This is a genomic window from Bacillus cereus group sp. MYBK245-2 (assembly GCF_051916145.1).
Classification (GTDB): Bacteria; Bacillota; Bacilli; order Bacillales; family Bacillaceae_G; genus Bacillus_A; species Bacillus_A pacificus.
Genome location: NZ_JBQAGB010000001.1, coordinates 627,671 through 641,351, shown reverse-complemented (window position 1 = coordinate 641,351; position 13,681 = coordinate 627,671). Strand labels below are relative to the sequence as shown.

The following is a 13,681-nucleotide window of genomic DNA, read 5'->3' as shown; positions in this document are numbered from 1 at the left end:
TTCTTTTTTAAGAACTACTTGATTTAAAAATAATTGACAGTCATTTAGATTTAATGTTAACTATATTTATAAACTAGTTAACATTAGGGGTGACAATTGTGACTTTTAGTAAGAGTACGACTGACAAACCATCATATACATATGAAGAGTTATCGGAGAAAAATAAAGCCTATGTATGGCATCCATTTACACAAATGAAGGATTATTTAGAAGAAGATCCTGTCATTATTGAACGGGGAGAGGGAAGAAAACTATACGATGTAAATGGAAATGAATATTGGGACGGTGTTTCGTCTATTTGGTTAAATGTTCATGGACATCAAGTGCCAGAACTAGATGAGGCAATTCGTGAGCAATTAAATAAAATTTCCCATTCTACTATGTTAGGGCTTGCTAACGTTCCATCTATTTTATTAGCCGAAAAAATAATTGAAGTTGTACCAGAAGGTTTGAAGAAAGTGTTTTATTCAGACTCCGGTTCTAGCGCTGTTGAAATTGCAATTAAGATGGCCTTTCAATATTGGCAGCATAAAGGAAAACCGAAGAAACAAAGATTTGTTACATTAAAAGAAGCGTATCATGGTGACACAATTGGAGCTGTTTCAGTGGGAGCAATAGACTTGTTTCACCAAGTGTATAGTTCGCTTTTATTTGAAGCAATTAAAATGCCTTATCCATATACATATCGTTCTCCTTATGGAAATGATAAGGCCGAAATTGTAAAAAAACATTTAGAAGAAATGGAAGAGCTGCTGAAAGATAAACATGAAGAGATTGCGGCGATTATTGTAGAACCTTTAATGCAAGGTGCTGGCGGTATGATTACAATGCCAAAAGGATACTTAAAAGGGCTACGTAATTTATGTACAAAATATAATGTTCTATTTATTACAGACGAGGTAGCGACTGGATTTGGGCGTACTGGAAAAATGTTTGCATGTGAACATGAAAATGTAACACCGGATATTTTGACAGCCGGAAAAGGTTTAACAGGCGGATATTTACCAGTTGCAATTACTGTAACGACAGATGAAATTTATAATGCCTTTTTAGGAGGCTATGAAGAACAAAAAACATTTTTCCACGGACATAGTTATACAGGGAATCCGTTAGGGTGTGCGGTAGCAATTGCAAATCTAGAACTATACGAGAAAACAAATTTAATAGAAGAGGTGGCACGTAAAACAGAATATGTGGCGACGCAATTAGAAGACCTCTTTGCATATAAACATGTAGGGGACATTCGTCAATGCGGGTTAATGGTTGGAATTGAACTTGTGAAGAATAAGGAAACGAAAGAAGCGTTTGAATGGACAGAGAGAGTCGGTGTTCAAGTATGTAAACGTTCAAGAGAGCTGGGTATGATTTTGCGCCCGCTCGGTAATACGATTGTATTTATGCCTCCTCTTGCTTCTACAATTGATGAGATTGACGATATGTTACGTATTTTATATCAAGCAATCTCGGATGTTACGGAGGGAGAATAATGAGCGGTTTTTTTATAACAGCAACGGATACAGAAGTGGGAAAAACTGTAGTTGCAGGTGCATTAGCAGGTGTATTTAGAGAATTAGGATATAACGTAGGGGTATATAAACCATTGCAAAGTGGACATGTTGCATCAAATCCAGAGGGAGATGCAGCAAGGCTAAAAGCATTATCAGGTGTACCGACAAAAGAAGAGGAAATTTGCCCTTACTCTATTGAAGAGCCGCTTGCCCCGAGACTTGCCATGAAAAGAGCTGGAAGGACAGTAACGTTAAAAGACATTATTCATCACTATAATGAACGATTGAAAGATTTTAATAGTCTACTTGTAGAAGGAGCAGGTGGATTAGCTGTTCCATATACAGAGGACGCTTTAGTAATTGATTTCGCAAAAGAATTACAACTTCCACTTATTGTAGTAGCACGCCCTACATTAGGAACAGTAAATCATACAGTTTTAACGATCGCTTATGCAAAGGCATATGGTTTAACAGTAGCAGGTGTCATTTTATCTGGCTGCAAAGAATGCGAAATGGAAAGAGTGCAAGAAAATAAAGAAATGATTGAAGAGCTAAGTGGGGTACCAGTTTTAGGTTTATTACCATTCTTTGCAGGTGAGTTTACAAAAGAAGAAGTCTTGGAATCTGCTAAAGAATATATAATGATTTCAAAATTAGAGGAGCTTATCCGAAATGAATCAAACGTGGCGCACACATCTTCAATCTAAATTGCAACAATTACATGAGCGAGGGCAGTATCGTAATTTGCATGTAACAGAACAAGCCGAAGAGACATGGCTTATTCGAGATGAGAAAAGGATGCTAAATTTAGCGTCAAATAATTATTTAGGGTTAGCTGGAGATGAAAGGTTAAAAGAAGCTGCTATCGCATGTACAAGAAAATATGGGACTGGGGCGACAGCATCAAGGCTCGTGGTAGGAAACTATTCACTGTATGAAGAGGTTGAGAGAAGTATATGCGATTGGAAAGGTACTGAAAAAGCCTTAGTTGTGAATAGTGGATATACCGCAAATATTGGAGTGATCTCTTCATTAGTGAGTCGTCACGATATTGTGTTTAGTGACAAATTAAATCACGCAAGCATTGTTGATGGAATTATATTAAGTGGGGCAGAGCATAAAAGGTATCGTCATAATGATTTGGATCATTTAGAGAAGTTATTGAAAACAGTGTCACCTGAAAAGCGGAAATTAATCGTAACAGATACGGTTTTTAGTATGGATGGTGATACTGCGTATGTAAGGGAGTTAGTGCAGCTGAAAGAGAAATATGGGGCAATTATTATAGTGGATGAAGCGCATGCGAGTGGAATATATGGAATTGATGGAGCAGGGTTGTCCCATATAGAAAAAGATCTTTCTCAAAAAATTGATATACATATGGGGACGTTTAGTAAGGCTTTAGGGTGTTATGGTGCGTATTTGACAGGTGATGCAATTTATATAGAGTATTTACAAAACATGATGAGAAGCTTTATTTTTACTACAGCTTTACCACCCAGTACGTTAGGAGCAGTACAAAAAGCAATTGAAATTGTGAAAGAAGATAATGAAAGAAGAGAGAGACTTATAGAGAATGGGGCATATTTCAGAAACCATTTACGAGAAGCTGGTTTTGATATTGGAAATAGCTCAACTCATATTGTACCGATTGTAGTCGGTTCAAATGAAACAGCTTTACGGTTTAGTAAAAGGTTGCAACAGGTAGGGATTGCTGCAATTGCAATTCGTCCACCAACGGTTCCAGTTAATAGTTCACGAGTCCGTTTTGCAGTTACGTCCCAACATACAATAGCTGATTTGCAATGGGCTATTCACCATATTATACGTATTGGTAAAGAAGAGGGGTTTTTCGTATGAAAGAGCTAAAGATTATTTTTATTCCTGGGTGGGGAATGGAAGAAGGTGTTTGGACTTTAGTTCTTTCGTATTTTAAAGAATATTCTGTTCAATGTATCAATTGGCGTAATGTGAAAGAACAAAGTGAGTTTGCAGGTCGAGTAATAGATGTAGCAAAGGATGAAAATGTCATTTTAGTTGGATGGTCATTAGGGGCGTTAGCAGCAGTTCAAGCACATAAAAAGATTCAGACAAAAGGTATTGTACTAATTGGTGGTACTGCCAAATTTACAAATTCGAGCGACTATATGAGTGGATGGAATGCTTTGCATGTAGAGCGGCTGAAAAAGAATGTGGCGAGAAAGAAAGAAGATACGCTCAAGCGGTTTTATGAAAATATGTTTACAAAAGATGAGCTGAAAGAGAATACGAGTTTTGAAGAGATTGCGCTGAATTTTAAAGGAGACTCGATTCAGTCATTACAATTAGGCTTAGATTATTTAATAGAAACAGATATGAGAAACGAATTAACAGATGTCAAAGTCCCGCTGTTACTTCTTCATGGAGAACAGGATGTGATATGTCCATTATCTGCAGCTCATAGTATGACAGAGAATGCGAATGCTAAGTTAAAAGTAGTAAGTGAGGCTGGACACGCATTATGCGTAACGAATTTCGAATATTGCGCAAATGAAATCATTCAATTTGTAGAGGGGATACGACATGATCAACAAAACGTTACTACAAAAACGATTTAACGTGGCAGCTGTATCCTACGATCAATATGCAAATGTACAAAAAAAGATGGCGCATTCATTACTTTCTACATTGAATCGGCGATATAGTGCAAATTCATCGATACGTATTTTAGAACTTGGATGCGGGACAGGATATGTTACAGAGCAATTATCAAACTTATTTCCGAAAGCACAAATTACAGCTATTGATTTTGCCGAAAGTATGATTGCAGTTGCGAGAACTAGACAAAATGTAAACAATGTAACATTTTATTGTGAGGATATCGAAAGATTACGACTAGAAGAAACGTATGATGTCATTATTTCAAATGCCACATTTCAATGGCTAAATGATTTAAAACAAGTGATAAGAAATTTATTTCGTCATTTATCTATAGAGGGGACATTACTCTTTTCAACATTTGGACAGGAAACATTTCAAGAATTGCATGCTTCGTTCCAGCGGGCGAAAGAAGAAAAAAATATACAAAATGAAACATCGATTGGGCAACGTTTTTATTCGAAAAATCAGTTGCGCCATATATGTGAGATAGAAACAGGGGATGTACATGTTTCTGAAACGTGTTACATAGAGAGATTTACAGAAGTTAGGGAGTTTCTACATTCTATTCGTAAAGTAGGAGCGACCAATAGTAATGAAGAATCATATTGTCAAAGTCCCTCACTCTTTCGTGCGATGCTTCGCATATACGAAAGAGACTTCACGGGAAATGAAGGGATAATGGCAACGTATCATGCTTTATTTGTGCATATAACAAAAGAGGGGAAGAGATGAAATGAAACAAGTACAAACAAAAAGGGATTGGAAAAAACTTGCATACGACGTCGTAGAAGAGAAAGTGATTACGAAAGAAGATGCAATAGCGATATTAGAGGCTGACGATACAGAGATTTTAGAAATTATGAATGCTGCGTATATCATTCGCCACCATCACTTTGGTAAGAAAGTAAAATTAAATATGATTATTAATACGAAGTCTGGATTATGCCCTGAAGATTGCGGATATTGTTCACAGTCTATTATTTCAGAAGCACCGATTGATAAATATGCATGGCTAACGCAGGAAAAGATTGTAGAAGGAGCACACGAAGCAATTCGCCGTAAAGCGGGTACGTATTGTATTGTGGCATCTGGTCGTCGTCCGACTGATAAAGAGGTAAATCACGTAATTGGAGCAGTTAAAGAGATTCGTGAAACGACAGATTTAAAGATTTGTTGTTGTTTAGGTTTCTTAAACGAAGATCAAGCAGGACGTTTAGCGGAAGCGGGTGTACACCGTTATAACCACAACTTAAATACACATGCGAATAATTACGAAAGTATTTGCTCCACTCATACGTATGACGATCGTGTTGATACAGTTCAAAAAGCGAAACAAGCGGGTATTTCACCATGTTCAGGAGCGATCTTTGGAATGGGGGAGACAATAGAGGAGCGTGCTGAAATTGCATTCGAATTACAACGTATAGATGCCGATTCCATTCCATGTAATTTCCTTGTTGCTGTGAAGGGTACACCGCTTGAAGGACAAAAGGAGTTAACACCAGTAGAATGTTTAAAAGTGCTGGCGATGATGCGGTTTGTAAACCCAACGAAGGAAATTCGCATTTCAGGAGGGCGTGAAATTAATTTACGTTCTGTACAGCCAATCGGTTTATTTGCAGCAAACTCTATTTTTGTTGGAGACTACTTAACAACAGCTGGACAAGAACCGACTGCAGACTGGGGTATGATTGAAGATTTAGGATTTGAGATTGAGGAATGTGCATTATAAGATAGAAAAAAGCAAACTTATAAAAGAGTTTGCTTTTTTTGTAAATAAAATGTAATAAATAATTGTGAACGCTTGATACTATTGGCTTTTGAGCGGAAAAAAGAATTTTGGTGGACGAATTTTCCAAGCCCCAATTGTACATAGTAAATATGTAATTTATCCGACTTTAATGGGCAGTAAGACCCACACCTCAAAAAGCAGCGAAAGCAAAGAAGTTAGGTGGGGGTCGGGCTGCCCATAAAAGTCCGATAGGTTCAACTAATAATCAGTGGGGGATGAAGACCCCCACTGATTAAAGTTTCACTTTACATTGGGTTGGAGGATTTTACATGCACAAATATATATTAGCGATTATGACTTGTCTCATTTTACTAAAAGCGATAAGCGCTGATCCAGTTAAGGCCGCCGAAAATCCTGAACAAAAAGAGATGCAACAACGAATTGAACAACATTTTCGAACGAAAGCTGAACATTTTGGATTGAAAACAGAAGGGAAAGATTTAAAGGAAGTACGAAAAGAAATTACTATTATAGAAGAAGCGAAGAAAAGAGAGAATGTATGGAAAACAGCACAGACGCTTCGTATACAAACAGAAGGAAAGACAATGGATGAATTAATAAAAGATGTACGGAGAAAAGTGAAGAAATAAAAAAAGAGGCCGCAGCCTCTTTTTTTATGCCCATTGTTTTGATAAGTGAGCCATTTCAATTGCAGCGACGGCGGATTCATAGCCTTTATTACCAGCTTTCGTGCCCGCGCGTTCAATCGCTTGCTCGATCGTTTCAGTCGTCAATACACCGAAAATAACGGGGATGTCTGTTTGTAGTGATAAAGATGCAACACCTTTTGCTACTTCATTACAAACGTAATCGTAATGTGTTGTAGCACCACGAATGACAGTGCCTAACGTAATAACAGCATCATATTTCCCGCTATTCGCCATCTTTTTAGCGATTAAAGGAATTTCAAATGCACCAGGAACCCAAGCAACATCGATATCAGCTTCTTCTACACCGTGACGCTTTAATCCGTCTAAAGCGCCGCCAAGTAATTTACTTGTAATAAATTCATTAAAACGTCCAACAACAACCCCAACTTTTAATCCTGTACCAACTAAATGACCTTCGAATACCATAATAAATCTCTCCTTTAATTATAAGTTTAGTAAATGTCCTAATTTGTTTACTTTCGTTTGTAAATACGTTTTATTCTCTTCTTTTGCTGGCATTTGTAACGGTACACGCTCGATTACTTCTAAATCGTAACCTTGTAAGCCAGCAATTTTTCTTGGGTTATTCGTTAATAATCGTAAACGTTGTAAACCTAAATCTTTTAATATTTGAGCGCCAATACCGTAATCCCGCAAATCAGCAGGGAAGCCAAGCTTTTCATTTGCTTCTACAGTATCGAATCCTTCTTCTTGTAACTTATAAGCGCGAAGCTTATTCAGAAGCCCAATGCCTCGTCCTTCTTGTCTCATATAAAGAAGAACGCCCTTTCCTTCACGCTCAATTTGAGCAAGTGCAGCATGGAGTTGTGGTCCGCAATCGCAGCGGCACGAGTCAAATACATCTCCTGTTAAGCACTCTGAATGAACGCGTACAAGTACAGGCTCTCCTGTTGAAATATCACCTTTTACGAGTGCAATATGTTCTTTCGTATCTAATGAATTAGAATAGCCAATTGCATGGAAAGTACCGAAATCTGTAGGTAATGTAATTTCCACTTCTCGCGTCACTAATGTTTCATTGTGGCGACGATAAGCAATTAAATCTTCTATTGTAATCATTTTTATATCAAATTGTTTTGCGCACTGTAGTAAATCAGGTACGCGTGCCATCGTACCGTCCTCATTAATAATTTCGCAAATGACGCCAGCTGGTTCTGCTCCGCAAAGCTGTGCTAAATCGACAGCAGCTTCTGTATGACCAGCACGGCGCAGGACGCCACCTTCTTTCGCAATTAATGGAAAGATATGTCCAGGACGATTGAAATCAGCACCTTTTGATGCAGGATTTAACATTTCTCGTATCGTAGTTGCACGTTCGTGGGCACTAATCCCAGTTGTTGTAGAAACATGATCAATGCTCACTGTAAATGCAGTATGATGCGAATCTGTATTATGAGCTACCATTGGTTCTAATTGTAGACGTTCTGCGTACCCTTCTGTAATTGGTACACAAACGAGACCACGTCCATGTGTAATCATAAAGTTAATTGTTTCTGGCGTAATATACTCTGCTAAAGCGATAAAATCGCCTTCATTTTCACGGTTTTCATCATCACATACGATCACGACTTTTCCTTGTTTTAAATCTTCTAGAGCTTCTTCAATACGATGAAACATAATGCTTCCCCCTTATAGAAATCCGTTTTCTTGTAAAAAGCTTTCGGTCATTGAACCTGTTCGTTTTACTGGTTTAGAAATAAAGCGTTCGATATATTTACCAATCATGTCACACTCAATGTTTACGATGTCACCGGCATTCTTTTCTCCGATAACAGATTCACTTACTGTGTGCGGGATGAGTGAAATGGTAATGGAAGATTCGTCTATATCAAATATTGTTAAACTCGTTCCATCAACAGCAACGGACCCTTTATGCAAACAATAGCGTAGCAATTCATCAGAAATAGCTATTTTGTAATAGACGGCATTATAGTGTTGTTTTTTGTTTAATATCGTTCCGATGCCATCGATATGTCCTGAAACGAAATGTCCACCGAATCGTCCGTTTGCAGCCATTGCACGTTCTAAATTTACTTTGCATTGCGGTTTAAGCATGCGAAGTGATGTTGATTGCATCGTTTCAGGCATTGCGTCTACTGTGAATGAAGTTGTTGTGAAACTCGTTACAGTCAAGCAAATACCGTTAACCGCGATGCTATCACCTAAGTGAACATCTGATAAAATTTTATTGGCATGAATCGTTAACTTCATCGCTTCGCCGCTTTGTTGCATGTTTGCAATCGTTCCTAATTCTTCTACAATTCCTGTAAACATTCCATCACCTCACTTCGGGCATGCGCAACAATTTTTATATCATCGCCAACTTGTTTCATCTCTTGAATTTCCAAGGAAAGTGCATCTTGTAATGTTGAAAAACCATTGCCGCCAAATAAAGTAGGGGCATTTTTTCCACCAATTAATTTTGGACTTATATAAGTTACAATTTCATTGAAATACTTTGTTTGTAAGAAACTTGCATGAACAGTTTGACCACCTTCGACGAAAAGAGAAAGAATTTGTTTTTCGCCGAGTAGGTGTAAAACATCCTGTATTTCAATCTGTTTCGTTTTCATTTGGAATATAGCTATATTTTCAGATTCATAAGAAGCTATTTTCTCTGTATTTACATCCTTACCAACTATAATCCATGTCGGTGCTAAACTATCTGTTATGACATGAGAAGATGGTGGCGTTCGTAAATGGGTATCTAAAATAACGCGTATAGGATTTTGTCCCCCGTTAGGAATTCTTGTTGTTAAATGCGGATTATCAGCTATAACTGTATTCACTCCAACAAGAATTGCATCGTGTGTATGACGATATTGATGAACATCAGCTCGTGCATCTTCACTTGTAATCCACTTACTTTCACCGGTTACGGTTGCTGTTTTTCCGTCTAAGCTCATCGCTGTTTTTATTGTTACAAATGGACGTTTCGTTTTCATGTAGTGAAAAAAGTAGCGATTTAATAAAACTGCTTCTGCTTCCAGAACACCGGTAGTTACTTCGATGCCAGCTTCCTCTAATCTTTTTTTTCCATTACCAGAAACGAGAGGATTGCAATCAAGAGTAGCAATTACAACCCGTTTGACTTCTTTTTTGATGAGCAATTCACAGCAAGGTGGTGTTTTTCCAAAATGGCTACACGGTTCAAGTGTTACATACACGGTGGCTCCTTTTGCTTTGTCACCAGCCATATGAAGAGCATGAACTTCTGCGTGTTCTTCACCAGCACGTAAATGAGCCCCCATACCGACGATGTTTCCGTCTTTTACAACAACAGCACCAACCATAGGATTTGGACTTGTTTGCCCAGATGTTCCTTCTGCTAATTGCAGAGCAATCCTCATATATTCTTGATCTGTCATTTTCTTCACCTCTCCTAAAAAAATCAAAAAACCCCAAGGATTTTAATATCCTTGGGGTTTGGGAGACGTGATTTCTAGAAATATAGTTCGAATACGAAAGTATAGGAAAGAAACCTAACGATGATTGATATTTTGGCATAAGGAAGAAACCTAGCAAAAATATCAAATTTTTCAAACGCTAGTCGTATCTTTTTATTTCAGCATAGAAAGATAAGTATACAAAATAAAACATATATATAGATTTGAATTGAATCTATAAAAATATGCATACTGAAATAAAAGTGTATTCGCTATATAAAATTACTAGAAAACATATCCTTCTCCCATCCAGACTATACTGTCGGCCCTAGAGTTTCACTAGATCCACCGTTTTCGAGTTGAAAACGGGTCACGGACTTAGAAGTTTGCACTTCATCACCGCCGGTTGGGAATTTCACCCGACCCCGAAGGATGTTGTTTGCTCAAATTATAGCATAAAAAAAATAAAAGGCTAGTAAAAAGTATTCGAATGTGAAGAATTGTGTGAAAATATATGTAGGCTGAGATGGAGACAAAAGTATTAGAAATGTTGTAAGGAGAAGGGATATAACGGAGTTGCTAAAAAGAAAAAACATGCACAAAAAAATGTGCATGTCACATGTGAAATTATTCTGCCTCTGGTGCTCTAACAACAGATTCAAATTTTCCTTTATGCGAAGCATCGCAATAAGGCATATTTTTTGATAAACCACAACGGCATAAAGAAAATGCCGGTTTTGCTGGGAATACATTCCCTTGTGAATCAACTAATTCCACGTCCCCTGTAACGCGAAAAGAGCCATTATCATTTACTTTAATTTGTACTTTAGCCAACGCTATCCCTCCTTCCCAAACGCTTAATTTCATCATATAATCAAGAGAAGTACTTGACAATATGAAAAGAGCACTTTCTTTGGAAGAGAAGAGAGTGTTATAATGTTTTTTATAACTGACTAGAGTAAGGTGACGAAAGATGGATAAACAATTACGTACATTACGAAATATTGCAAATGAGCGCACGTGGGCATCATTTTTGAATGATAATCATCCATATAGTTTGTTGCACTGGTCCATTGCTGGTGTAGGACAAGAGTCAAAGGATGTTTGGTTACTGCAAGATGAGGTAACATTTCAAACGACAGAATTTCCAACGTTAGATGATGCAATAAAGTGGATTTCTGAAAATATGGAACAAGTTACAGACGTTTTAGCGCAATAAAAAAACAGGCTTATGCAAGCCTGTTTTTTGTTTCTTTTACATATGAGTTTAAAAATTGATCAATGGCTGCTTCATAATCTTCTTTATTTTCGTTATAAGAGCAAGCGTGTGCGCCGTTTTCTGCAATATAAAGTTGTTTATTGTTTTCCTTCGCTTCATAGAGTGCTTTCGTCATATCAGCTAAAATATAATCATCATCTTTACTATGAATAAAGAGGACGGGATTGTTAATGTTTTTTATACAATCGATTGGTGAAACTTCACGAATCGTATAACCGTCACGCACTTTTAAGAAAGCATTTGCTAAAGGTAATAAAGGCCATTTTGGTAAATGGAATTCAACCTTTAAACGGTGCTGTAATTGTCCGTAGAAATCAGAGAAAGGACAATCTGCAATATAGAAGTCAGCACCATCTTCTACAAGTCCTGCGTACTGAAGAAGTGTTGCAGCGCCCATCGATTCACCATGAATACCGAGTGTTATATTTGTTCCAAAACGACCTTTTAGCCAGTCAACTACAGATTTTAAATCATGCTTTTCATAGTATCCATAGCTTGTCGTTTTTCCGCCAGTTTTACCATGACGACGATGATCATAAATAACGACATTATATCCTCTGTTTAAAAATAACCTTGCATATTTTACAGAGTTCATTTTATTTACAGTTACGCCGTGACAGAAAATCATAAACTTATTGGAATGACCAGCAGGAATGTAATATCCGTGAAGATCATATCCGAATTGCGAAGGAATATGAATTTCTTCTTTATGAAGAGCTTCAAAATCCTCTATACGAAAATGTTTTTTCGTTTCTCTTTCGAGTATTTCTTCCTCTGTTTTTTTCTTTAAGTACATCACCTTATTTGTAAAGAAAATCCCAAGGGCAGTTATCGCACCTAGTATAGTAAACAATGCTGCAAAAAAACGTTTCATACTTTACCTCATCCTCCAAATACCGTTACATGTGATACACTTATATTGTATCACAAGGATAGAAAAGGGGAGAAATAGGAAATGGTGCATATACAAAAAATTACGCCAGCGATGAAAGAAACAATTCGAATGTTCATGTGTGAGAACTGGGGGAGTTCATTGATGGTTTCACGTGGTAAGGGACATCAGTTAGAAGAGTTGCCAGGATTTGTTGCGCTCTCAGAAGACAGAATAATCGGAATTGTAACGTATGAATTGATCGGAAATATGTGCGAAATTGTATCGTTAGATAGCTTTGAAGAAAGAAAAGGAATAGGGACAAAACTTGTGGATTGTGTATTACGAGTTGCAGAAGAAGAACGGTGCAGGAAGGTTTGGCTTATAACAACAAATGATAATATGAATGCGTTACGTTTTTACCAAAAACGTAATTTTTTGATGACGAATTTATATGTAAATGCGGTGGAAGAGGCACGAAAAATAAAGAAAGAAATTCCGCGCATTGGGTATGATAATATCCCGATTTTACATGAAATTCAATTAGAATATAGTTTAGTGTAATGATGTAACAATTTTCAGAAATATAAATTATTAACCTTGACGAATATTGTAATTTAGGTTACCGTAAAATTGTAATCTATTACCATATTAAGGGGTGACGATGTGGCAACTATACGTGATGTTGCAAAATTGGCAGGTGTTTCAGTCGCAACCGTTTCACGAGTTATAAATGAAAAAGGATACGTTCATGAGGACACAGTAAAACAAGTAAAGGAAGCAATTGAGGAATTACGTTATAGGCCAAATAGTGCAGCAAAGCCACTATTTAAAGAGAATTCAACGATAATTGCATTACTTGTAGATAATCTATATGACCCATCAAACATCACTTTGCTACATTGTATTGAGGAAATAGCGTATAAAGAAGGATATCAAATTATTGTTTGTAATATAGAGAATAAAGATAGATACATACATATGTTGAAGGAAAATAACGTTGCAGGTGTTATTTTGACAAGATCCGTTTTTAAAAGTATAGGAGAAATCCCATTTCCGTTTGTTGTGATTGATGAAAAAAAATCTCATGCAAATTATTATGAAAGTGGCCAAAGAGCGGTCTCTTTATTAAAAGAAAAAGGTTGTCACTTTCTTGCTTATTTCGGTGAGGGCGAAGATAGTGAAGAAATGGAAGAGTACATATCAGGATTTTTAGACGCTGTTTGGGAGGAAGGAATCTCTTATCGAGAAGAATGTGTACAAGGGTATACGAATAAACAGTTTGTTACATTATTGCAAACTTATCCGTATATAGATGGAATTGTAACTTCAAGTGATAAGATTACCTTTGAGTTAATTCGAGCAGCAAAAAAATTAAATATCCGTATACCGGATAAATTGAAAATTATTGGACTGAACGGGAGTATAGACAGTGAGTGGGCAGGTCCGTCATTTATGCAAATGGAAAGTTGTATCGAAGAAAATGGGAAAATAGCATTGCAACAATTAAAGGGAAAAATAAAAAAGTAAAAGG

At 37.0% G+C, this 13,681-nt stretch carries 16 protein-coding genes and 1 riboswitch; of the genes, 10 read left to right on the top strand and 6 right to left on the bottom strand.

Translation table 11 applies throughout. The features are described 5' to 3' along the window. Positions 1-98: 98 nt before the first annotated feature. The 7 genes from bioA (at position 99) to ACTFRN_RS03260 (ending at position 6,530) form a co-directional block, all read left to right on the top strand. Positions 99-1,487 carry an adenosylmethionine--8-amino-7-oxononanoate transaminase gene (gene bioA, locus ACTFRN_RS03290; RefSeq protein WP_000144317.1) on the top strand — a complete coding sequence of 463 codons (1,389 nt, stop codon included), beginning with the start codon at positions 99-101 and terminating at the stop codon, positions 1,485-1,487. Beyond that, positions 1,487-2,215 (top strand): ATP-dependent dethiobiotin synthetase BioD, encoded by a 729-nt coding sequence (bioD, locus tag ACTFRN_RS03285; protein ID WP_049113765.1) that lies wholly within the window; start codon positions 1,487-1,489, stop codon positions 2,213-2,215. The genes bioA and bioD overlap by 1 nt, the downstream gene beginning before the upstream one ends. After that, positions 2,181-3,368 carry an 8-amino-7-oxononanoate synthase gene (gene bioF, locus ACTFRN_RS03280; RefSeq protein ID WP_074567424.1) on the top strand — a complete coding sequence of 396 codons (1,188 nt, stop codon included), beginning with the start codon at positions 2,181-2,183 and terminating at the stop codon, positions 3,366-3,368. Before bioD ends, bioF begins: the two co-directional genes overlap by 35 nt. Then, positions 3,365-4,105: an alpha/beta fold hydrolase gene (locus ACTFRN_RS03275; protein ID WP_074567423.1), complete on the top strand. Its 741-nt coding sequence runs from the start codon at positions 3,365-3,367 to the stop codon at positions 4,103-4,105. Before bioF ends, ACTFRN_RS03275 begins: the two co-directional genes overlap by 4 nt. Continuing rightward, the gene (gene bioC / locus ACTFRN_RS03270) at positions 4,071-4,880 is read left to right on the top strand and encodes a malonyl-ACP O-methyltransferase BioC (protein ID WP_074567422.1); all 810 of its coding nucleotides are present in this window, start codon (positions 4,071-4,073) and stop codon (positions 4,878-4,880) included. Before ACTFRN_RS03275 ends, bioC begins: the two co-directional genes overlap by 35 nt. Position 4,881: 1 nt before the next feature. After that, entirely contained in the window at positions 4,882-5,880 is a 999-nt protein-coding gene (gene bioB / locus ACTFRN_RS03265) for a biotin synthase (RefSeq protein ID WP_000815866.1), read from the top strand. Between the two features lie 329 nt (positions 5,881-6,209). Next, complete coding sequence (locus tag ACTFRN_RS03260) at positions 6,210-6,530, top strand: hypothetical protein (RefSeq protein WP_000549777.1); 321 nt, start codon at positions 6,210-6,212, stop codon at positions 6,528-6,530. Between the two features lie 24 nt (positions 6,531-6,554). On the opposite strand, the gene ribH is transcribed toward ACTFRN_RS03260, so the two are convergent. The 5 genes from ribH to ACTFRN_RS03235 form a co-directional block, all read right to left on the bottom strand. After that, entirely contained in the window at positions 6,555-7,016 is a 462-nt protein-coding gene (gene ribH / locus ACTFRN_RS03255) for a 6,7-dimethyl-8-ribityllumazine synthase (protein WP_000230889.1), read from the bottom strand. A gap of 18 nt (positions 7,017-7,034) precedes the next feature. Continuing rightward, positions 7,035-8,228 (bottom strand): bifunctional 3,4-dihydroxy-2-butanone 4-phosphate synthase/GTP cyclohydrolase II, encoded by a 1,194-nt coding sequence (gene ribBA, locus ACTFRN_RS03250; RefSeq protein WP_088106420.1) that lies wholly within the window; start codon positions 8,226-8,228, stop codon positions 7,035-7,037. Positions 8,229-8,240: 12 nt separating this feature from the next. Further along, positions 8,241-8,885 carry a riboflavin synthase subunit alpha gene (gene ribE, locus ACTFRN_RS03245; protein ID WP_000493918.1) on the bottom strand — a complete coding sequence of 215 codons (645 nt, stop codon included), beginning with the start codon at positions 8,883-8,885 and terminating at the stop codon, positions 8,241-8,243. After that, positions 8,867-9,979, bottom strand: a complete 1,113-nt coding sequence (gene ribD / locus ACTFRN_RS03240) for a bifunctional diaminohydroxyphosphoribosylaminopyrimidine deaminase/5-amino-6-(5-phosphoribosylamino)uracil reductase RibD (RefSeq protein WP_000131973.1) — start codon at positions 9,977-9,979, stop codon at positions 8,867-8,869. Before ribD ends, ribE begins: the two co-directional genes overlap by 19 nt. 311 nt (positions 9,980-10,290) lie before the next feature. Then, positions 10,291-10,434, bottom strand: a riboswitch (FMN riboswitch). 190 nt (positions 10,435-10,624) lie between these two features. Beyond that, positions 10,625-10,831 carry a CDGSH iron-sulfur domain-containing protein gene (locus ACTFRN_RS03235; RefSeq protein ID WP_001151582.1) on the bottom strand — a complete coding sequence of 69 codons (207 nt, stop codon included), beginning with the start codon at positions 10,829-10,831 and terminating at the stop codon, positions 10,625-10,627. A gap of 139 nt (positions 10,832-10,970) precedes the next feature. Here ACTFRN_RS03235 and ACTFRN_RS03230 point away from each other — a divergent pair, with 139 nt between their 5' ends. After that, the gene (locus ACTFRN_RS03230; RefSeq protein ID WP_000360809.1) at positions 10,971-11,216 is read left to right on the top strand and encodes a YqkC family protein; all 246 of its coding nucleotides are present in this window, start codon (positions 10,971-10,973) and stop codon (positions 11,214-11,216) included. A gap of 10 nt (positions 11,217-11,226) precedes the next feature. Here ACTFRN_RS03230 and ACTFRN_RS03225 read toward each other — a convergent pair whose 3' ends face one another. Next, complete coding sequence (locus ACTFRN_RS03225) at positions 11,227-12,150, bottom strand: alpha/beta hydrolase (protein ID WP_014893526.1); 924 nt, start codon at positions 12,148-12,150, stop codon at positions 11,227-11,229. Positions 12,151-12,231: 81 nt separating this feature from the next. Between ACTFRN_RS03225 and ACTFRN_RS03220 the strand changes: the two genes are divergently transcribed. After that, positions 12,232-12,711, top strand: coding sequence for a GNAT family N-acetyltransferase (locus ACTFRN_RS03220; protein WP_000233414.1), 480 nt, complete (start codon positions 12,232-12,234; stop codon positions 12,709-12,711). Between the two features lie 102 nt (positions 12,712-12,813). After that, positions 12,814-13,677, top strand: coding sequence for a LacI family DNA-binding transcriptional regulator (locus tag ACTFRN_RS03215; protein WP_000201354.1), 864 nt, complete (start codon positions 12,814-12,816; stop codon positions 13,675-13,677). Positions 13,678-13,681: the final 4 nt, after the last annotated feature.

Bases quoted from the DNA above. Each gene is read 5' to 3' on its own strand.
- bioD (WP_049113765.1), top strand. From the start codon at position 1,487: ATGAGCGGTTTTTTTATAACAGCAACGGATACAGAAGTGGGAAAAACT.
- bioF (WP_074567424.1), top strand. From the start codon at position 2,181: ATGAATCAAACGTGGCGCACACATCTTCAATCTAAATTGCAACAATTA.
- ACTFRN_RS03275 (WP_074567423.1), top strand. From the start codon at position 3,365: ATGAAAGAGCTAAAGATTATTTTTATTCCTGGGTGGGGAATGGAAGAA.
- bioC (WP_074567422.1), top strand. From the start codon at position 4,071: ATGATCAACAAAACGTTACTACAAAAACGATTTAACGTGGCAGCTGTA.
- bioB (WP_000815866.1), top strand. From the start codon at position 4,882: ATGAAACAAGTACAAACAAAAAGGGATTGGAAAAAACTTGCATACGAC.
- ACTFRN_RS03260 (WP_000549777.1), top strand. From the start codon at position 6,210: ATGCACAAATATATATTAGCGATTATGACTTGTCTCATTTTACTAAAA.
- ribH (WP_000230889.1), bottom strand. From the start codon at position 7,016: ATGGTATTCGAAGGTCATTTAGTTGGTACAGGATTAAAAGTTGGGGTT.
- ribBA (WP_088106420.1), bottom strand. From the start codon at position 8,228: ATGTTTCATCGTATTGAAGAAGCTCTAGAAGATTTAAAACAAGGAAAA.
- ribE (WP_000493918.1), bottom strand. From the start codon at position 8,885: ATGTTTACAGGAATTGTAGAAGAATTAGGAACGATTGCAAACATGCAA.
- ribD (WP_000131973.1), bottom strand. From the start codon at position 9,979: ATGACAGATCAAGAATATATGAGGATTGCTCTGCAATTAGCAGAAGGA.
- ACTFRN_RS03230 (WP_000360809.1), top strand. From the start codon at position 10,971: ATGGATAAACAATTACGTACATTACGAAATATTGCAAATGAGCGCACG.
- ACTFRN_RS03225 (WP_014893526.1), bottom strand. From the start codon at position 12,150: ATGAAACGTTTTTTTGCAGCATTGTTTACTATACTAGGTGCGATAACT.
- ACTFRN_RS03220 (WP_000233414.1), top strand. From the start codon at position 12,232: ATGGTGCATATACAAAAAATTACGCCAGCGATGAAAGAAACAATTCGA.